The following is a 20236-nucleotide window of genomic DNA, read 5'->3' as shown; positions in this document are numbered from 1 at the left end:
AGCCGAGGCGGCTAACTGCCCGCAGAGCCTATGCGGTGATCTTGTCGATCTCGGCGAGGTCTTCCGCGCTCAGCGCCCAGTCGGCCGCCTTGACGTTGGCCGCGACCTGCTCCGGCCTGGTCGCGCCGGCGATGACGCTGGAAACGACGGGCTGCGCCGCAAGCCAGGAGAAGGCGAGCTCGACCAGCGTATGGCCACGCTGCTCGGCGAAGGCGGTCAGGCCCTCAATCCGCCGCCAGTTATCGGCGCTGAAGATCTCATCGGCGCGCTGCGGCAGCTTGGTCAGGCGCGCGCCCTCGGGCATTGCCGCGCCGCGCTTGTACTTGCCGGTCAGAGCGCCGTTGGCGAGCGGGAAATAGGGCAGCAACCCCATGCCGTAATGACCGAGCGCCGGGATCAGGTCCTTCTCGGCGCCGCGCTTCAGCAGGCTGTATTCGTCCTGCGCCGAGGCGAAGCCGGGAAGGCCGAGATCGCGCGCCGTCCACTGGGCATCGGCGACCTGCCAGGCGACGACGTTCGAGCAGCCGATATAGCGGACCTTGCCCTGGCGGACGAGATCGTCCATGGCGCGCAGGGTTTCCTCGATCGGGGTCAGCGGATCGGGGCGATGGAGCTGGTAGAGATCGAGCCAGTCGGTCTTGAGACGCCGCAGGGAATCCTCGACGGCATTCATGATGTAGCGACGCGAGCCGCCCTTCTTCACGCCCTCGGCATCCATATCCATGCCGAACTTGCTGGCGAGCACGATCTGCTTGCGGCGCGCACCCAGCACTTCGCCGAGCGCCGTCTCGGAGCCGCCGCGCTCGCCATAGATGTCGGCCGTGTCGAACAGGGTGATGCCATGCTCGATCGCGGCATCGACGACCTTGCGCGTGGCATCGAGATCAATGCGGCCGCCGAAATTGTTGCAGCCGAGCCCGACGAGCGAGACACGCAGGCCCGAGCGGCCGAGATTGCGGAATTGCATGGTGGTGATCCTCCGTCCGCACACAGAATCAGAGCCGGAACAAGCCGACAAGTGCAGCCGCCGTCATCCACGCACTGCACCGGGCGCAGGGCAGAGCCCTCGGCCGCAGCAACCGTATTTGACCCAGCGCAAGGCGCGGGCACCATGATGCGGACAGCCTATGTCCTGGACATTGCGAACCACCGGAGATCTCGATGGCCCCGTCAATCAAGAGCATCTTCACCGCCTATACCGAAGAAGGCCAGGGCGAGCGCGAATCCGCGCTCGGCTATGCCCTGTCGCTCGCGCAGCAAGCGGGCGCGCATCTGACAATCCAGGCCGCGGCGATGCGCTACGCGATCCCGGCCTCGCTGATCGGAGACTTCGGCGTCGCCTTCGTCCACGCCGAGAACCGACGCATCGGCGTTCTGGCCGAACGTTTCGCCGAACTCGCCAAGACCAGCGCCGGCCTGGCCGGCGTGACCAGCACGATCGAGACGCCGCAACTGGTCTATGCCGAGCTCAGCGACCGGCTCGTCGCCCAAGCCCGCGTCCACGACCTCAGCGTGCTCGATCTGGAGAAGGATGCCGCCGAGCGCGACCGCGGCCTGATCGAAGCCGCGCTGTTCGACAGCGGCCGGCCGGTGATCATCGTGCCGCCGGGCTGCGAGACCTTCGCGGCCGGGCGCATCCTGATCGCCTGGGACGGGAGCGCGGGGGCGGCCCGCACGGTGGCGGAAGTCCGGCCGTTCCTGAAAGGCGCCGAGGTCGAGATTCTCTCCGTCACCGGCGAGAAGGATCTGTCGCGCTTCGTCGCCGGGGCGGAACTGGCGCCGCATCTGGCCCGGCACGGCGCTTCCGTAACCGTTCGAAACGTCGCGCTGAGCGGAAAGAATGACGTAGCCGAGACGATCCGGCAGGCCGCAACGGATTTCGGTGCCGATCTGATCGTCTGCGGCGCTTACAAGCACTCGCGGCTGCGCGAATGGCTGCTCGGCGGCGTCACGCAATCGCTGCTGAAATCGACGCCGCTGCCGCTGCTGATGAGCCGCTGAGCCAGGCCGAAATGAAGAGGGCCGCCAAATATGGCGGCCCAATTCCTCAGGCCACTTCGGCCTTCTGCTTCTGCGAGCGCTTGCGCTCGTTCGGGTCGAGGATGCCCTTGCGCAGGCGGATCGACTTCGGGGTGACCTCGACGAGCTCGTCATCGTCGATCCAGGCCAGCGAACGCTCCAGCGTCATCCGGATCGGCGGAGTCAGGCGCACCGCCTCGTCCTTCGACGTCGTGCGGATGTTGGTGAGCTTCTTGCCCTTGAGCACGTTCACCTCGAGATCGTTCTCGCGGGTGTGCTCGCCGACGATCATGCCCTGATAGACCTTCCAGCCCGGCTCGATCATCATCGGGCCGCGATCTTCGAGGTTCCACAGCGCGTAGGCGACAGCCTCGCCGGTCTCCATCGCGATCAGCACGCCGTTGCGGCGGCCGGCGATCTCGCCCTTATAGGGCAGATAGGCGTGGAAGAGCCGGTTCATGATCGCGGTACCGCGCGTATCGGTCAGCAGCTCGCCCTGATAGCCGATGAGGCCACGGGTCGGCGCATGGAAGACGAGGCGCAGGCGATTGCCGCCGGACGGGCGCATCTCCAGCATGTCGGCCTTGCGCTCGGCCATCTTCTGCACGACGACGCCGGAATGCTCCTCGTCGACGTCGATCACGACTTCCTCGATCGGCTCCAGGAGCTGGCCGGCCTCATCGCGCTTCAGCACGACGCGCGGACGCGAGACGCCGAGCTCAAAGCCCTCGCGGCGCATCGTCTCGATCAGGATCGCGAGCTGCAATTCGCCACGGCCGGAGACGATGTAGCTGTCCTTATCGGTGGCTTCCTCGATCTTCAGCGCGACATTGCCCTCGGCCTCCTTGAACAGGCGGTCGCGGATGACGCGGGTCGTGACCTTGTCGCCTTCGGTGCCGGCGAGCGGGGAATCGTTGACCGAGAAGGTCATCGACACCGTCGGCGGATCGATCGGCTGGGCCTTGATCGGGTCGGTGACGGCCGGGTCGCAGAAGGTGTCGGCGACGGTGCCCTTCACCAGGCCGGCGATCGAGACGATATCGCCGGCGACGGCCTCCTCGATCGGCTGGCGCTCGATGCCGCGGAAGGCGAGAATCTTCGAGATGCGGCCGGTCTCGACCGTCGTGCCGTCGCCCGAGAGCACCTTGATGGTCTGGTTCGGCTTCGCCGTACCGGAAGTGACGCGGCCGGTGATGATGCGGCCGAGATAGGGATTGGCCTCCAGCAGCGTGCCGATCATGCGGAACGGGCCGTCCTCGACCGCCGGGGCCGGGACGTGCTTGAGGATGAGGTCGTACATGGGCGCGAGGCCCTGGTCCTGCGGACCTTCCGGCGAGTGCGCCATCCAGCCCTGCTTGCCCGAGCCGTAGAGGATCGGGAAGTCGAGCTGCTCATCGGTGGCATCGAGCGCGGCGAAGAGGTCGAAGACCTCGTTGATGACCTCGGTGGTGCGGGCGTCGGGCTTGTCGACCTTGTTGATCGCGACGATCGGACGAAGGCCGAGCTTCAGCGCCTTCGAGACCACGAACTTGGTCTGCGGCATCGGGCCTTCGGCGGCGTCGACCAGCACGATGGCGGAGTCGACCATGTTCAGGATGCGCTCGACCTCGCCGCCGAAATCGGCGTGGCCGGGGGTGTCGACGATGTTGATGCGCGTGTCCTTCCAGACGACCGAGGTCGCCTTGGCCAGGATGGTGATGCCGCGCTCCTTCTCGAGATCGTTCGAATCCATCACGCGCTCGGCGACGCGCTGGTTCTCGCGGAAGGCGCCGGACTGCTGCAGGAGCTTGTCGACGAGGGTCGTCTTGCCATGGTCGACGTGCGCGATGATGGCGATGTTGCGCATGGACATGCGGGTCTGGGCCTTGCTTTCAAGGCCACGAGCCGGTCTGGAGCGATGCCCCGCCGGCGCAGCCTGTTTCACGTGAATCTGGAATTCGTTGCGCTGCACATAAACGCTGGCGGGCTTTTCGGCAACCGCCGAGGCTGCCGAAAAGTAAATAGGCTCAGGCTTCCGCCAGCGCCCGCTGCCTTTCGGCGACGGCCCGGCCGACCTGATCGATGGCGAGGCGGTAGGCGGCGAGCGCGGCCACGTCGAGATCGCCCTTGGCATAGTCCGCCAGCACGCGCGTCAGGATCTGGTCGGCTTCCTGGCCGAGACGCATCAATTCCGTCTCGTCCTCGCAGGAGCGGATGACGGCGAGCAGCTCCAGCAACTCGTCGAGGCCCGACATGGCGCGCCGGCGCCGGTTGGCGCTTTCGCGGCCGAGCAGCGCGGCGCCGCCCGTGCCCACGGCCGAGAGCGCCATGGCGCCGATATAGAACCAGTCGCCGTAGCGGTCGAAGAAGCTCTCCTGCTCACCGTCGATATAGGCGGCCGCGCCGGAATGGACCGGCAAGGGAGCATCCTTGTCGGTCGAGGGCGTCTCGAGCGCCTGCACCGCCGGCAGTTCCGAGGCCAGCGTCAGGCGCAGGCCGAGGATGTCCTTGGTCAGTTCACCGACAAGATTGTCGTCGAGGCTCTGCGCCGCGACGAGACGCGAGGTGATCGAGATGGTCGGCTGGCTCTCGGCCGGGCGGGGTGGATCGCCGCCGAGCGCGCCGCGCACGATCTCGCCGGATTCGATCGCGCGGTAATGCGCGGCGAGCGCGTCGGCCTCGCGAACCGGGATCAGGACAGGATCGTTGCCCCAGGCTTCGCGCAGACGGCGCAGACTGTCATTATTGGCGTGGGAGCCGACCGCATTGATCGAGAAGAAGACATCGATGCGCTTCTCCTTTGCCGCCGGCACGATCTCTTCCTGGCTCAGGCCGACGATCTCGACCTCCTCGGGCCGGACCTCGTACTGCGCCAGCACGCGCTTCAGCAGCGCGGCATTGCCGGCCGGATTGCGGCCGACACCGATCTTCCGGCCACGCAGGTCGGCGATGCGTCCGATCGCGGTCTCCGCCGTGGTGATGAAGAACGGAAAGGTCCGCCGCGTGATCAGGACCGTGTCCGCCGTCGAGGGCATGGCGATGTCGGCGCGCAACATGGCGAGATCGGCCTGGCCTGCATCGATCTTCTTGGCGCTGTCTTCGGAACCTTCGGTCAGGACGAGGCGCAGGCGCACGGAAGCCTTGTCGCGGTTGAGACCCTGCACGAAGGCTGCCGCCATGCGGGCATCCTCGGAGCCGAGCGGCCCGACGGCGAGGCGCAAGGTTCGGGGCTGGTTGATATAGTAGAACGTGGCCGCAACGAGGCCGGAGATGGCGAGCAGGCCCGCCATCATCGTCAGCCCGCGTCTGCCCATGCCCAGCCGGATCAACCCGTCCCCCTCTTCGCCTTGTCCGAACATGGCTTCCTTCGTCATCATGTCGCAAGTACGGCATGCGCCCGCGAACGGACCGTGCTAAACGCCGGGCCATGTCCATCGGTTCGCCCTTCCTGATCAAGATCTGCGGTCTCTCGACGCCTGAGACGCTGGAGGCCGCGCTTGCGGCCGGGGCCGACATGATCGGACTCAATTTCCACCCGAAGAGCCCGCGCTACGTGACGCTGGAGCGCGCCAGGGAATTGGCGGCGATCGCGCGCGGCAAGACGGAGATCGTCGCGCTCGTCGTCGACTGGAGCGAGCCGGAGGCGGCGGAGCTCGCGGAAGCGCTGAACCCCGACTGGTTCCAGTTCCATGGCCGCGAGACACCGGAACAGACCGCAGCGCTGCGCCGCGCCGTCGCCCGGCCGGTGATGAAGGCGCTCGGTATCGCGACGGCGGAAGACCTCAGAGCCGTCGCGGGCTATCGCGATGCCGCCGATCTCATCCTGCTCGATGCCAAGCCGCCGAAGGATGCGGCCTTCCCCGGCGGGCATGGCAGACCCTTCGACTGGGGCCTGCTCGCCAGTCTCGACCCTTCGCAGCGCTTCATGCTATCGGGCGGGCTCGATCCGGCGAATGTTGCCGAGGCCATCGGCATCACGCGGCCGGCGGGCGTCGATGTCTCCTCGGGCGTCGAAAGCGCGCCGGGGATCAAGGATCCCGCGCGGATCGCGAAATTCATCGCATCGGCCCGCAAGGCCGGGGCGGCACTGCAAGAAGGTTTGACGGCATGAACGCCCCCTCGACCCCGAACAGCTATCGCAACGGCCCCGACGAGAACGGCCGCTTCGGCCTGTTCGGCGGCCGCTTCGTCGCCGAGACGCTGATGCCGCTGATCCTCGAGCTGGAAGAGGCCTACAAAGCCGCCAAGGCCGACCCGGCCTATCACGCCGAAATGACCAGCGGGCTGAAGCACTATGTCGGCCGGCCCTCGCCGCTCTATCTCGCCGAGCGTCTGACCGAGCATTTCAACGGCGCCAAGATCTATCTGAAGCGCGAGGAGCTGAACCACACCGGCTCCCACAAGGTGAACAATGTGCTCGGCCAGATTCTGCTGGCGCGGCGCATGGGCAAGAGGCGCATCATCGCCGAGACCGGCGCCGGTCAGCACGGTGTCGCGACCGCGACGCTCTGCGCCCGCTACGGCCTGGAATGCATCGTCTATATGGGCGCGGTCGACGTCGCCCGGCAGGCCCCGAACGTCTTCCGCATGCAGATGCTCGGCGCCAAGGTCGTGCCGGTCGAATCCGGCACCAAGACGCTGAAGGACGCGATGAACGAGGCGCTGCGCGACTGGGTGACCAATGTCGCGACGACCTTCTACTGCATCGGCACGGTTGCGGGCCCGCATCCCTATCCGGCGATGGTGCGCGATTTCCAGTCGATCATCGGCAAGGAGACGCGCGAGCAGATGCAGGAGGCCGAGGGCCGCCTGCCGGATTCGCTGATCGCCTGCATCGGCGGCGGCTCGAACGCCATGGGCCTGTTCCACCCCTTCCTCGACGATCCGTCCGTCGAGATTTACGGCGTAGAGGCGGCCGGCCACGGCATTCCGAGCGGGCTGCATGCGGCATCGCTCACGGGCGGGCGCCCCGGCGTGCTGCACGGCAACCGCACCTTCCTGCTGATGGACGATGACGGGCAGATCAAGGATGCCCATTCGATCTCGGCCGGGCTCGACTATCCCGGCATCGGCCCGGAGCATTCCTGGCTGCACGATGTCGGCCGGGCGACCTATCTCTCCGCCACGGACGAGGAGGCGCTGGAGGCGTTCCAGCTCATCTCAAGGTTGGAAGGTATTATTCCAGCGCTGGAGTCCGCGCATGCGCTCGCCCGCGTCGCCGAGCTCGCCCCGCAGAAGCCGAAGGACCATCTGATGGTGGTCAATCTCTCCGGCCGCGGCGACAAGGACATCCCGCAGGTCGCGGAGATCCTGGCGGCGCGCTGACGCCGCCGGCCTCGTCCAAAGTTCTAGGCGCGGCCCCTCGACTTCCGTAGCGTCAACAGCAACCATGGGTTGTTGCCGGTGCCTCCGCACCGGGCATCGTTGCGTGGGGCGGGACCGGGGCCAGTGGGGGGCAGCGGTAACGACGACAGTCCGGATGTGTCCGGGCCTGCCTCGGCAGGCCTGCCGATCGAACTCGCCTTCCTGACGCGGCACGGCCTGGCGCCCTCCCTTCTCGCCCGCGCGGCCGAGAGATCCCGGCGCAACCGTACCGAGCCGGTCCGCGAGGCGATCGCGCTCGGCCTGATCGACGAGGCCGGCTTCTGCCGCGCGCTTGCCGCCGAGATGGGGCTCGCCTTCGTGCCGCAGCCACCGCCTCTGCGGCCGGGCGGCGGCCATGATGCGATCCTGCGCCAGGGCATCGCGCCGACCGTCGACGACAGGCGCTTCCGCTTCATCCTCGCGCCCGAGGGACCGGCGCTGCGGCGGATGCTGGAAGCCGGGCCGCGCAACCGCGACGATATCGCGGTGACGACCCCGCGCCGCTTCGCCGCCGCCTTGCGCCAGAGCAATGCCGAAACCCTGGCGGAGCAGGCAGCCGGGCTCGACCCTGTCGGGCTCGCACGCGACAGCGCCCGCACCGGCGCCAGTCGTGGCCAGATCATCGCTGCAGGGGGCGGGGCAACTGCCGCCGCACTCGGCGGCGTCTTCGCACCGTTTGAGACCTTCTTCGGGCTTTCACTCCTGCTCGGCCCGCTCTTCCTCGGCCTGATCCTGCTGCGGCTGGCGGCGTCGATCGAGCGTTCGGCTCCCGATCTCTGGCGCAGCCATCGCTGGCGGATCGACGATGCCCGCCTGCCCGTCTACACCGTCGCGGTGCCGCTCTATCGGGAGCTTGCCGTGCTCCGGCAATTGACGGATGCGCTCGGCGCGCTCGACTATCCCGCAGCCAAGCTCGATATTCGCCTGCTGATCGAGGCCGACGACACCGGCATGCGCAACGCGTTGGCGCAAATGGCGCTGCCGCCGCATTTCTCCGTGACCGTCGTCCCACCCGGCGTTCCGCGCACCAAGCCACGCGCACTCAACCTCGCGCTGCTCGAAGCGCGCGGCTCGCTCTTCACCATCTTCGATGCTGAAGACATTCCCGACCCGCAGCAATTGCGGATGGCGGCGGCGCGCTTCCTCGGCGGCCCGAAGGATCTCGGCTGCCTGCAGGCGCGGCTCATGATCGACCATGCCGAGGAGGGTGTGCTGCCCGGCCTGTTCGCACTCGAATATGCCGGGCTGTTCGAAGTGCTGAATCCCGGCCTGCTGCAATTCCAGCTGCCGATCATGCTGGGCGGGACCTCGAACCATTTCCGGACCGAGGCGCTACGCACTGTGGGCGGTTGGGACGCCTGGAACGTGACGGAGGATGCCGATCTCGGCTTCAGGCTGGTACGTGCCGGCTATCGCATCGGCGACCTGCCCTCGAACACCCACGAAGAAGCGCCGGTTACCGTCCCAGCCTGGCTGAAGCAGCGCTCGCGCTGGATCAAGGGCTATATCCAGACGCTGGTAACGCATTCGCGCGCGCCCCTGCGGCTGCTGCGCGAGGCCGGCCTTGCCGCGACCCTCGCCTTCCTCTCGCTGGTTTTCGGCACTGTCGCGACGGCGCTCGGCTATCCCGCCTTCGCCATCGCCGCCCTGATCGCCTGTTGGGACGGCTCGCTCTTCGCGCCGGTCGGCACCGCCGCAACCCTGACCTCGATCATCGCGCTCGGGGTCTGGATGCTCGGCAGCGTCGCGCTGTTCGTGCCGCCGATCGTCGGCGCGCTGCGCCGGGGCTCGCCGGGCCTGCTGCTGCTCGTGCCGCTGTTGCCGCTCTATTACGCGCTGGTCTCGGTGGCCGCCTGGATGGCGCTCTACGACTACTTCAACCGCCGCTTCGTCTGGAACAAGACCGAGCATGGACTGGCGCGCCGGCGCGCGCCTGTTCAGCCGGTTACGAGTGACGCAGCCATTCCGCTGCCGCCTGCGCCGGAGACTGCTCGATATTGAAGGCGCCGACGAAATTCCCGTCCTTGCCCATCAGATAGACCAGGGCCGTATGGTCCATGGTGTAGTCGCCGTCCTTCAACGGCACCTTCTTGGCATAGGCGCGATAGGCCTTGATGACGGCGTCGATGGCGGGCCGGTCGCCGCTCAGGCCGACGATGCGCGGATCGAAGGAGCCGAGATAGCTCTTCATCGCGTCCGGCGTATCGCGCTCGGGATCGACCGTGATGAACAGAGCCTTGAGGCTCTTCGCCTTGGCGCCGTCGCCAGCCGCGCGCAACGCCTCCGAGATCTCGAAGAGCTTGGTCGGGCAGATGTCCGGACAATGGGTGAAGCCGAAGAAGACCAGGAAGGGCGAGCCCTTCAGATCGGTGTCGGAGAGCGGCTTGCCCTCCTGCGTCGTCAGCGTGAAGGGGCCGCCGACGCTCGCCGTGCCGCTGCCGCCGCTCTGGCGGCCGGGCGAGAAGGTCAGGATCGCAGCCGCAGCGAGCGCGAGCGCGCCGGCCAGGAAGACGACGAGGGGCAGGATGAGACGGCGGTTCACGGAGGCATTCCCGGGCAGGCGGCAGCAGCCGCTAGAAGCATGCGACGATGGCGGCGATCAGACCGTCGGTGAAGAGCCGGTCGCCTTCGCGCCACCAGAGCAGCAGGCCGGTGAGGAACAGGGCGAAGAAGCCTCCGCCGATCAGCATGAGGCCCAGCCGACTCGAAGAGCCGGCCTCCGTCTGCGTTGTCTCATCTGCCTGCGACATGGGCACAACCTAGCGCCGGATCGCGCCGTCCGAAAGCGGGCGGCGTGACGCAGGGGGCTCACGATGCAGCAATGGGCTCTGGGCGCGGATCGTTCTCGAATCTCGGCGTCATTCCGGGCCTTCGCGAAGCGGCGAGAAATCCATGAACACGACATATGCCGTCATGGTCGGGCTTGTCCCGACCATCCACGTCTTCAGCAACGCCATGCGGTGTTCAAGACGTGGATGCTCGCCACAAGGGCGAGCATGACGAACTGGAGCAGCTTCTCCTTGATGAGATGCTCGGGTCAAGCCCGAGCATGACGGCGGAGGCTCCGCTTACTTCACCGGGAAGGTCAGCGGGGAGTAATCCGTCACCGGACGCTTGACCCAGTCATTGCCGGGCGCGGCGGCTTCCGTCCGCTTCTGGCCCTCATGGAGGCGCAGCGCGGCAGCCGGATAGTCCATGGTCAGGACGGTGCCGTCGCGGACGACGAGCCTGCCGTCGACATAGACGCGGTCGACGGCGCGCTCGGCCGCGGCATAGACCATGCTGCGTACGGGATCGCGGCGCGGCTGCATCATCGGATGCGTGAGGTCGACCATCACGAGGTCGGCCTTGCAGCCCGCTTCCAGCCGGCCGATGTCGTTGCGGCCGAGCGCAGCGGCGCCCGCCGTGGTCGCGGCCTCGAAGATATCGGTCGTGGTCAGCGTGCGCGGGTTCTCCGCCATCATGCGGGCGACATAGCCGACATGGCGCATCTCCTCGAGCATGTTGTGCGGATAGGTGTCGGTGCCCATGCCGATGCGGACACCGGCGCGGCGATAGCGGCCGAAATCGTCGAGCGCGATGCCGCGGCGCATGAAGACCGTCGGGCAATGGGCGACCATCGTGTCGGTCTCGGCCAGCAGCGCGAGATCGCGGCGGCTGTGCCAGCCGACGCGCGGGTAGTCGTCGAGGAAGATGCCGTGGCCGACGATGCTGGTCGAGCCGAGCACGCCGAGCTTCTCCAGCCACTGGATCGGCGTCACGCCATGGCGGCGGGTGATCTCGTGGAACTCGACCGTCGACTGGGCGGCATGGATCTGCCAGGGCAGGCCGCGACGCTTCGCTTCGGCATGGCTGTCCTTGATCAGGCCCTCGCTGCAGGTATCGATCTGGGCCGGGCAGACCATGCCGAAGAGCCGGCCGGACGGGTGTTTCTGCGCCTGCTCGATGACGTCGAAGGCGGTCTCCATGGCAGCGGCGCCGGCCTTCTCGTCCCACTCGTATTCAACGACATGGCCGTTCTTCGTGTACCAGCGGGCCGAACGGAACATCGGCGAGACGCAGACGCGCAGGCCGCTATTGGCGGCGAGATCGATCCAGCCGGGATGGGCGACCGAGAGATCGGCCAACGTGGTGACGCCGGAGAGCAGCAGCTCGGAATAGGCGACCTGCACGCAATCCGGCACCGCCTCGGCATCGGCGCGCAGGATCGGCATGAACTCGTAAAGCGAGGAATTGTAGAGCGCGGGCGAGCCCAGCTCGTCGAGGAAGCCCTTGTTCAGCGGCTCGCTCGAGGGATGCGAATGGATGTTGACGAGGCCCGGCATGACCATGCGCCCGCTGCCGTCGACGGTCTCGTCGGCCTGGCCTTCGTAGCGCGGCCCGACATGGCGCAGCGTGCCGTCCTCGAAGGCGACATCGGCTCCGTGCAGATAGACATGCCGGGAGGCTTCCGCATCCCAGGCGACAACGACTTCGGCATTCTTGATGACCGTGATCGTCATGATCTTTGTTTCCTCCTTCTTGGTGGTCTTTCTCGGAACCACGGCGTCATCCCGGGCCTGTCCCGGGATCCATCGGAGGGCTCCGGGGCTCTACGATGGATCCCGGATCGACGCCGCTTCGCAGCTTGTCCGGGATGACGCCGTGGTTCCGAGAAAAGTCACCAGGCTGGAGCAATCAGACATAGAAAAAGTGCCGCGTGGCTTGAGGCCACGCGGCACTGGAGAAGCTCAGCGCTTCAGCTTGAGGTCGAGCCCCTTGTAGAGGCCCGCTCCGTACAGACCGTGAGCGCGCGCGCCTTCGACCCGGTCGGTCGCGACAACCCAAAGCGGTTGCGAGACCAGCGGCACCCAGACATTCGCCTCGGTGAGCTGGGTCTGGACCTCGGCCAGCACTTGCTTGCGCTTGTCTGCATCTGTGGCCATCGATGCGGCCTTGAGCAACTCGTCCGTCTTGGGGTTCTTCCAGTTCATCCGGTTCGGGGTCGGAGCCTGCTGGCTGCGGAAGTAGAGGCTCATTGCCTCCGTCGCGGTCACGTAAGGATAGGACATCAGGAAGGCGTCGAATTCCTGCGTCGCCAGCTTGCCCCAGGCGACGGTCGCGTCCCAGAGCTGGATCTTCATGTCGATGCCGACCTTGCGCAGATCCGCCTGCATGGCCTCCGAGATGCGCGGGTTGTCGCTGTTGCGGATGCCGTAGACGGTGAAGCTCGCCTTCTGGCCATCCTTCTCGCGGATGCCGTCGGCGCCCGGCTTCCAGCCGGCTTCATCGAGCAGCTTGGCAGCACCGGCCGGGTCATATTTCGGCATCTTGTCGGCCGAGGACTTGTCGTAATCGACCACTGCCGGATTGAGCAGCGAGGGCAGGGTCTGCCCCTTGCCGAAGAAGATTGCCTTGGCGATCGCCTCCTTGTTGGTCGCCATGTTCGCGGCCTGCCGGATCGCCTTGTCATTCGACACAGGCTTGTCGACCTTGAAGCCCATGAAGACGTCGTAGATGTAGTTCTCTTGCCGCTGCACCGTCATGCCGGGGATGCGCTGCATGGTGTCGAGCGCGATATAGGGCATGTAATAGGTCACGTCGGCCTGCTTGGCCTGGATCGCCGCCATCAGCGTGTTCGTCTCTGGAATGATCTTCCAGACGATCTCGTCGATCTGCGGCTTCGGGTCCTTGTAGATCGGCGGACCCCAGCTGTAATGCGGGTTCTTCTTGAGCACGAGCTCCTGGCGCGGGGTCCATTTCGACCAGCAATACGGGCCGGTGCCGTTGAAGCCCTGAACGCCGAAATTCGGCCCGAGCTTCTCGACGGTCGCCTTGTCGACCACCGAGGCGAAGGACAGAGCGAGCTGGAACATCAGGTCGCTATAGGGTTCCTTCAGCTCGTAGATCAGCGTGGAATCGCCGTCGGCGCGGATGTCCTTGACCGGGCCGCCGCGGAAGGAGACCGGCGACTTGTTGGCCGGGTCGGTCCAGCGCTTCAGCGAGTAGACGACGTCGTCGATCGTCATCGGACGGCCGTCGCAGAACTTCACATCCTTGCGGATCTTGAAGCTGTAGGTCGTCCCATCCGGCGAGATCGTCCAGCTCTCGGCGAGGCCGGGCTTGATCGTCTTCATGTCGAAATCGACCGTCACCAGCGTGTCGGCCAGCATGTACATGACCTCGGCGGCCGCGGTCGCGGTGGTCCGGATCGGGTCGTAGTTGTCGGCATCGATGACGCGCAGGATCGAGAGTGGCGCCTTCTGCTGGGCGATAGCGGGCGCGGCCGCGAAGGTCGCGGCCGCGGCGCCGGCGAGAAGCAGAGTTGACAATCTGAACATCGAGCAAGTCCCCTTTTTTGACGCTTCTTGGTTGATATCAGCGCTATTTGCGCAGCTTGGGATCGAGGGCGTCCCGCAGGGAGTCGCCAAGCACGTTGAAGGCGAGCACCACCGCGAAGATCACCAGGCTCGGCAGGACCGAGACATGCGGGGCGAAGAACAGGAAGTTGCGGCCGTCCGCCGCCATCGCCCCGAGTTCGGCCGTCGGCGGCTGGGCGCCCAGCCCCAGGAAGGACAGGGCCGCGCCGAGCAGGATGACCTGGCCGAAGCGCAAGGTGACGAAGACGAAGATTGCCGAGAGGCAGTTCGGCAGGACATAGCGCAGGATGATGCGCAGGTCGCTCAAGCCCAGCGAGCGTGCCGCCTCGATATAGCCCTGCTGCAGAACGACCAGCGCCGAGCCGCGCACGACGCGCGCCATCAGCGGCACGGTCGCAATCGAGAGCGCGATGATCACCGCCGGCAATCCGGGTCCGAAGATCGCGGCGATGGCGAGGCCGAACAGGATCGCGGGGAAGGACAGGAGGATGTCCATGAAGCGCATCAGCACGCCGGACAATTTCGGATAATAGGCGGCGGCGAAGCCGATGACGCCGCCGATCGCACAACCGAAAACGACCGAGGCAGACCCCATCAACAAGGTCGTGCGCAGGCCGTAGAGCAGGCGCGTGATCATATCGCGGCCCTGCCCGTCCGTGCCGAGCAAACTCCCCTCACCCGGCGGCTTCAGCGTGTTGGCGAGGTCGTTGCCGAAAGGATCGGTCGGAGCGAGCCAGGGCGCGAAGACCGCGCCGAGCACGGCGAGGACGACGAGCGCCAGCGCGATGCAGGAACCGACATCGGAGATCAGCATCCGGAGCACGGTCTTGCGGCGCACGGGCGTGGCGGCGGCGACACTCACGGCCGCTTCGACCGTCTTGGCGCCGGACTGGAACGCGTTGCGTTCGAGCTTCATGGGGGAGCTCATCAGGTGCCCCTCACGCGTGGATCGAGCACGGCATAGAGGACGTCCACCGCGAGATTGACCAGGATGAAGCCGAGCGAGAGCATGATGATCGTGCCCTGCGCCATCGGCAGGTCGCTCGACAGGATGGCACCGACCGCGAGCCGACCGATGCCCGGCCACGAGAACACGGTCTCGGTGACGACGGCGCCGCCGAGCAGGAAGCCGATCTGCAGGCCGATCAGCGTCACGACCGGGACCAGCGCATTGCGCAGGGTGTGGCGCAGCACGACCGTGGCCTCGCCGAGCCCCTTGGCGCGGGCGGTGCGGACATGGTCGGCGCCGAGCTCGTCGAGCACCGAGGTGCGGGTCATGCGCGCGACCGGGCCGACGAAGACGCCGCCCAGCGTGATCGCCGGCAGGATGATCCCCTGGATGCCCTCCCAGGTCCAGAGCGGGCCGGTGCGGCCGGTGAAGGGCAGGATCGGATAATAGAAGCCGAAGAGCCAGATCAGCCCGAGGCCGAGGAAGAAGACCGGCAGCGAAACGCCGGCAACCGAAACCGCCATGATCGCGCGGTCGATCAGCGAGCCCCGGTAATAGGCGCCGACGGTGCCGAGGAACATGCCGAGCGGGATCGCCCAGACCAGCGAAGCCAGCATCAATTCCAGCGTCGGGCCGATGGTGTTGCCGAGTTCCTGCGTCACCGGGACGTTGTTGATGATGGAGACGCCGAGATCGCCCTGCGCAAGGCGCCCGATATAGATCGCGAACTGCTTCCAGAGGGGTTGGTTCAACCCGAGTTCCTGGCGGATCGCCTCGACCACGTCCTGCGTCGCGGTCGGGCCGGCGCGGACCTGGGCGGGGTCGGTCGGCACGACCTGCATGAGCAGGAAGCCGATCAGCAACACGCCGAGCATCACCGGCAGAACCAGCAGCAGCCTTTGCAGCGTATGTTTGAGCATCGCGGAGGTCCCGGCCTATTGCGCGGCGGCCGCGAGTTGGCCGTGCCGGTCGAAGACGACTTCGCCGCCGAGCAGGGTCAGATCGCAGCGCACCTCGTTCTCGACCTTCTCGACGGGAATCGCGAAGATGTCGTGCGAGAGCACGGCGATATCGGCGAGCTGGCCCGGCACCAACCGGCCGAGCTTGTCCTCGGCGAACTGGGTATAGGCGCCGAGCAAGGTATAGGCGTGGACCGCCTCTTCCATGCTCAGCTTCTCGGCGCCACCGATCTCTGTATGGCGCTTGGTCTGACGGGTGACCATGGTGAAGAGGTTCTTGAACGGGTCGGTGGCGCAGACCGGCGCATCCGAGCTCGCCGCGGCGTGGAGGCCGCCATCGAGCCATTTGCGCATCGGGTAGGAGGCACCGGCGCGTTCTTCGCCGAGATTGATCACGTAGAGATCGCCGAACTCGTAGATGAAGGCCGGCTGCGGCACCGGATCGATGCCGGCGGCGGCCATGCGGACAAGCTGGCCATCGGTCAGGAAGCCGCAATGTTCGATGCGGTGGCGGCGACCCTTGATCGGATGTTCGGGGCTGTCGGCCTTTTCCATGCCGGAGAGCACCTGCTCGATCGCGGCGTCGCCGATCGCGTGGATCGCGAGCTGGTAGCCGAGTTCGTGGTAGTGCCGGAGATAGCGATGCATGTCGGCATCGGAATAGATGAAGATGCCGCGATTATCGGGATCGCCAACGCGGTAGGGCTCGCTCATCGCGGCGGTCAGACCACCGGCACTACCGTCGCCGAAGACCTTCATCGCGCCGTAGCGCAGCAGGCCGGTCTCGCGACCGAAGCGGTAGCCAGCCGCATAGGCCTCATCGCCGATGCCATCGGCATTGCCATAGATGCAGACCCAGGTGCGGACCGGCAGCGACCCAGTGCGCGCGACCTCCTCATAGGCTTCGATCTCGGCCATGCCGGCGCCCATGCCGACGCCGGCATCCATCACGCTGGTGAAGCCCTGCGCGAGCATATAGTGCCCGGCCTTCTCGATCGCGGCCTTGAGTTCGGCAGCGCTCGGGCGCGGCATCGCCTCGACGATCAGGCGCATGGCGCTCTCGGCCAGCAGGCCGGTCAGCTTGTTGTCGCGACGCTCGATCAGGCCGCCATCGGGGCTCGGCGTGTTGTGGCCGATGCCGGCCGCCGCCATGGCGCGGCTGTTGACGACGCCGACATGGCCGCAGGTGCGCTTGATATAGACGGGATTGTCGGGCGCGACGCAGTCGAGTTCCTCAGCCGTCGGATGGCGGGCTTCGGCCAGCTCGTTATGGTCGTAGCCGCGGCCGGTGACCCATTCGCCGGGCTTCTTGCCCTTCACCGCGGCCGCGATGCGGCGCAGGATTTCGTCGATGCTGTTGACGCCCTCCTCCGGGCGCAGATTGACCTCGCTCATGGCGAGACCGAGCGGCAGCAGATGCATATGCGCGTCGTTGAGACCGGGAATGGCGACGCGACCGGCGAGGTCGACGACCTTCGTCGCAGGCCCCTGCAAGGCGGCGATCTCGGCCGCCGAACCGACGGCCAACACCTTGCCATCTCCGATCGCCAGGGCTTCCACGAAGCCTTCCGCCAAACCGCAGAAGATGCGGCCATTCAACAAAACAGTCTCGGCTTGCGTCATCGGCCCGGATTATCCTGCTTTCCCTGTTGAATTCTCGCCGCGAGGCATTGGCGAGGCGGTAGCCTTCGGCAAGCATCTCCCGTGCCAGGCACGCGATAACGCGCATGCAGGCAGCCCTATCGTATCGAATGGGGTTTTTAGTCTGGACGGTGTGCTTTGAACGCGAAAACTATTCCACTCCACCGTTTCCCCATGACACTATTTTCTTATTGGCTTTCTGGCAGCATTGCTCAGAATATTGAACATGGCAAGGGCCGTCGAGCAGGCGGCCCCTGCATGACGCGCAGGAACGACAAGGCGCGCAGGATGGGGGAACGGAACAACCATGAGCTTTGACGTCGGCGGCAGGCTGAAGGAAATCAGGCTTGCGGCCGGACTTTCCCAGCGCGAACTCGCGGCACGCTCGGGCGTGACCCATAGCCTGATCTCGCTGATCGAGCAGAATCGCAACAGCCCGTCGGTCGCGTCGCTGCGCAAGATCCTCGACGGCATCCCGATGACCATGGTGAGTTTTTTTGACGAGGAACGGACACCGCGCGACAAGGTGTTCTTCGAGGCCTCGGACCTGCTCGACCTGACCTCGCGCCTGCATCAGGTCAATGGCGGCGAGAGCCGGGGCCAGATGTCCTTCCGCCAGGTCGGGGACGCGCAGGCCCACAACCTGCAGATCCTGCACGAATCCTACGACCCCGGCGCCGACACCGGCGCCGCCATGCTCAAGCATGACTCCCATGAAGGCGGGGTGGTGCTGGCCGGCGAGCTCGAGATCACCGTCGGCGATCAGATCAAGGTGCTGAAGCCCGGCGATGCCTATCTCTTCGACAGCCGCATCCCGCATCGCTACCGCAATATCGGGACGGAACGCTGCATCGTCGTCAGCGCCTGCACCCCGCCTTATCTCTGAAGGTGGCGCGCCCCAAGTGTGCGCCACCTTGCCTCATAACCTTAGAATCCATTTAAACTATTGATATTATTTGATTTTTATCAGCGCCTCGGATAGAGCTTCGCTCCTTTCCAGAGGTCGAGATGCAGATCGGTTCCAGCTCCACCCCCAAATCGGCCACGAGCCTGGAGCTGTTCTCGCGCAATCTCTCGCTCTCGGCCGGCACCTTCCTGATCCAGGAAGGCGAGCGGATCGTCGGCCCGATGCGGCTCGGCTTGAAGGTCGCGGTCATGCTCGAAGGCCGGCAGGCGCTGGAGCTCGATGACCGCCCGGCCGTGCTGTTGGACGGCCCCACTGTCCTCGTCGCCGCCAATGGCGGCGAACATACCCAGCAGCGCACCGGACTTGCCGACGGCGCCTTGCGCTGCGCGCTGATGCAGTTCGATTTCGATTTCGTCGCGCGCGAGTTCGGGCCGGATGTGGCAAAGGCGGCGCGCCTCGCCTGCTCCGACGATGCCGGCTTCTGGGTGGGGCCCGCCGATGCGCCGATCCGCTCACTGGCATTGCAGATGGCGGAATGCCCGGTCGGCGAGGCGCTGGAACTCGGCGCGCTGGTGCTGGACCGGATGCTCGGAGAGCGCCCCGTCCGCCCGGCCCGGCTCAGCCCACGCTTGCGCGAGCAGGTCCATACCGCGCGACGAGCTTCACCCTGCTGACCTCGTTCCAGCGCGATCCGGAAACCGGCTTCTACGGCTTCATCCCGGCTGTCGGCACCGTTCAGCCGAGCCGCGCCGGCCGCATCCGCAGCAACTTCTTCCCGGGCGAGCCGAATTTCGAGGGCTATAGCCGCAACCAGACCAATGTCGGCTACAGCTTCGAGCATCGCTTCAACGACATCTTCTCCTTCCGCCAGAACGTCCGCCTCTCCGATCTCGATTCGCGCAACCGCACCGTCGCGGTCGCCGGCATCGCGGCCGACCAGAAGACGCTGACGCGCCGCGCCACCATCTCGAACGAGCATGCCCGCACCGCCGGCATCGACAACCAGTTGCAGGCCGATTTCCGCACCGGCCCGCTGACGCACAAGGTGCTGTTCGGCATCGACGGCTACTGGACCGACGCCAAGGCCTTCACCGGCGCCGGGGGCACCGTGCAGTCGCTCGATTTCACCAATCCGGTCTACGGCCGCCTGCCCTTCATCCTGCCGGCCGTGCCGGGCACCACCCAGACGACCGCGCAATACGGCGTCTATCTGCAGGACCAGATCAAGCTCGACCGGCTCTCGCTGCTCGTCGGCGGCCGCTTCGACCAGGCCGAGGCCCGCACCCGCGCGCTCACCACCGGCGTCTTGACCAAGCAGGACGACACGGCCCGCACCGGCCGCGTCGCGCTGATGTACAATTTCGACAACGGCTTCGCGCCCTATGCCAGCTACTCGACCTCGTTCGAGCCGGTAGCCGGCACGGCCTTCGGCGGCACCCCGTTCAAGCCGACCGAGGGCGAGCAATACGAGGCCGGCTTCAAATACGAATTGCCGGGCACCAATGCCTTCCTGCAGGCCTCGGTCTACCAGCTGACCCAGAGCAACGTCACGACGACCGACCTCGCCAACCCGACCTTCCAGATCCAAACCGGCGAGATCCGCGCCCGCGGCGTGGAGGTCGAGGCCCGCGCCAGTGTCTACGACAATCTCGATCTCGTCGCGGCCTATGCCTATACCGACGCCGAGGTGACCAAGAGCAACGGCGCCGACCTCCACAAGCGCCCGGCAGTCGTGCCGCGGCACACGGCGTCGCTCTGGGCGCATTACACCTTCCGGGCGGGCGTGCTCTCCGGTCTCGGACTCGGCGCTGGCGTGCGCTATATCGGCGGCGGCGCGGGCGATCCCGGCAACACCTTCTCCACATCGGACTACACGCTGGTCGATGCCGCGATCAGCTACGAGTTCGGTGCGGCCAGCCCGGCGCTCAAAGGCTGGAAGCTCCAGGTCAACGCCCAGAGCCTGTTCGACAAGGAGTATATCTCCGGCTGCTACGGCACGACGCAATGCTCCTTCGGCCTGCGCCGCACCGTGCTGGCGACGCTGTCCTATCGCTGGTGA

Annotated in this window: 17 protein-coding genes; 7 read left to right on the top strand and 10 right to left on the bottom strand. The window is 66.4% G+C overall.

Going from position 1 to position 20236, the window contains the following annotated elements; translation table 11 throughout:
* Positions 1–28: 28 nt before the first annotated feature.
* Positions 29–967 (bottom strand): aldo/keto reductase, encoded by a 939-nt coding sequence (locus tag Q0Q02_RS04500; RefSeq protein ID WP_293807273.1) that lies wholly within the window; start codon positions 965–967, stop codon positions 29–31.
* A gap of 194 nt (positions 968–1161) precedes the next feature.
* Between Q0Q02_RS04500 and Q0Q02_RS04495 the strand changes: the two genes are divergently transcribed.
* Positions 1162–2001 carry a universal stress protein gene (locus tag Q0Q02_RS04495; protein ID WP_293807271.1) on the top strand — a complete coding sequence of 280 codons (840 nt, stop codon included), beginning with the start codon at positions 1162–1164 and terminating at the stop codon, positions 1999–2001.
* Positions 2002–2047: 46 nt separating this feature from the next.
* Here Q0Q02_RS04495 and typA read toward each other — a convergent pair whose 3' ends face one another.
* Positions 2048–3871 carry a translational GTPase TypA gene (gene typA, locus Q0Q02_RS04490; protein WP_293807269.1) on the bottom strand — a complete coding sequence of 608 codons (1824 nt, stop codon included), beginning with the start codon at positions 3869–3871 and terminating at the stop codon, positions 2048–2050.
* A gap of 154 nt (positions 3872–4025) precedes the next feature.
* Positions 4026–5357, bottom strand: a complete 1332-nt coding sequence (locus Q0Q02_RS04485; protein ID WP_293807267.1) for a TAXI family TRAP transporter solute-binding subunit — start codon at positions 5355–5357, stop codon at positions 4026–4028.
* A 68-nt stretch (positions 5358–5425) separates the two neighbouring features.
* Between Q0Q02_RS04485 and Q0Q02_RS04480 the strand changes: the two genes are divergently transcribed.
* The 3 genes from Q0Q02_RS04480 (at position 5426) to Q0Q02_RS04470 (ending at position 9363) form a co-directional block, all read left to right on the top strand.
* Positions 5426–6109 carry a phosphoribosylanthranilate isomerase gene (locus Q0Q02_RS04480; RefSeq protein WP_293807265.1) on the top strand — a complete coding sequence of 228 codons (684 nt, stop codon included), beginning with the start codon at positions 5426–5428 and terminating at the stop codon, positions 6107–6109.
* Entirely contained in the window at positions 6106–7323 is a 1218-nt protein-coding gene (gene trpB, locus Q0Q02_RS04475) for a tryptophan synthase subunit beta (protein ID WP_293807263.1), read from the top strand. The genes Q0Q02_RS04480 and trpB overlap by 4 nt, the downstream gene beginning before the upstream one ends.
* Before the next feature lie 156 nt (positions 7324–7479).
* Positions 7480–9363: a glycosyltransferase family 2 protein gene (locus Q0Q02_RS04470; protein ID WP_293807261.1), complete on the top strand. Its 1884-nt coding sequence runs from the start codon at positions 7480–7482 to the stop codon at positions 9361–9363.
* Here the strand turns inward: Q0Q02_RS04470 and Q0Q02_RS04465 are convergent.
* The 7 genes from Q0Q02_RS04465 to Q0Q02_RS04435 all read right to left on the bottom strand — a co-directional run bounded on the left by Q0Q02_RS04465 (position 9308) and on the right by Q0Q02_RS04435 (position 17252).
* On the bottom strand, positions 9308–9904 hold the full coding sequence (locus Q0Q02_RS04465; protein ID WP_293807260.1) for an SCO family protein: 597 nt from the start codon (positions 9902–9904) through the stop codon (positions 9308–9310). The genes Q0Q02_RS04470 and Q0Q02_RS04465 overlap by 56 nt on opposite strands.
* 31 nt (positions 9905–9935) lie before the next feature.
* A complete protein-coding gene (locus tag Q0Q02_RS04460; RefSeq protein WP_156367053.1) occupies positions 9936–10112 on the bottom strand; it encodes a hypothetical protein in 177 nt (58 codons plus the stop codon).
* Positions 10113–10430: 318 nt separating this feature from the next.
* Entirely contained in the window at positions 10431–11864 is a 1434-nt protein-coding gene (locus Q0Q02_RS04455; protein ID WP_293807256.1) for an amidohydrolase family protein, read from the bottom strand.
* A gap of 228 nt (positions 11865–12092) precedes the next feature.
* Positions 12093–13673 (bottom strand): ABC transporter substrate-binding protein, encoded by a 1581-nt coding sequence (locus Q0Q02_RS04450; protein ID WP_293807254.1) that lies wholly within the window; start codon positions 13671–13673, stop codon positions 12093–12095.
* Between the two features lie 52 nt (positions 13674–13725).
* Entirely contained in the window at positions 13726–14637 is a 912-nt protein-coding gene (locus Q0Q02_RS04445) for an ABC transporter permease (RefSeq protein ID WP_293807252.1), read from the bottom strand.
* Positions 14638–14648: 11 nt separating this feature from the next.
* Positions 14649–15590 carry an ABC transporter permease gene (locus Q0Q02_RS04440; protein ID WP_293807250.1) on the bottom strand — a complete coding sequence of 314 codons (942 nt, stop codon included), beginning with the start codon at positions 15588–15590 and terminating at the stop codon, positions 14649–14651.
* Positions 15591–15605: 15 nt separating this feature from the next.
* A complete protein-coding gene (locus tag Q0Q02_RS04435) occupies positions 15606–17252 on the bottom strand; it encodes an amidohydrolase (protein ID WP_293807248.1) in 1647 nt (548 codons plus the stop codon).
* Positions 17253–17577: 325 nt separating this feature from the next.
* Between Q0Q02_RS04435 and Q0Q02_RS04430 the strand changes: the two genes are divergently transcribed.
* From Q0Q02_RS04430 to Q0Q02_RS04420, 3 genes are all read left to right on the top strand, one after another.
* Positions 17578–18156 (top strand): cupin domain-containing protein, encoded by a 579-nt coding sequence (locus Q0Q02_RS04430; protein WP_293807246.1) that lies wholly within the window; start codon positions 17578–17580, stop codon positions 18154–18156.
* Between the two features lie 122 nt (positions 18157–18278).
* A complete protein-coding gene (locus Q0Q02_RS04425) occupies positions 18279–18851 on the top strand; it encodes a hypothetical protein (protein WP_293807244.1) in 573 nt (190 codons plus the stop codon).
* On the top strand, positions 18845–20236 hold the full coding sequence (locus Q0Q02_RS04420) for a TonB-dependent siderophore receptor (RefSeq protein ID WP_293807341.1): 1392 nt from the start codon (positions 18845–18847) through the stop codon (positions 20234–20236). Before Q0Q02_RS04425 ends, Q0Q02_RS04420 begins: the two co-directional genes overlap by 7 nt.

This window comes from uncultured Allobosea sp., assembly GCF_945956895.1.
Taxonomy (GTDB): domain Bacteria; phylum Pseudomonadota; class Alphaproteobacteria; order Rhizobiales; family Beijerinckiaceae; genus Allobosea.
This window is presented reverse-complemented; position numbering and strand designations above follow the sequence as displayed.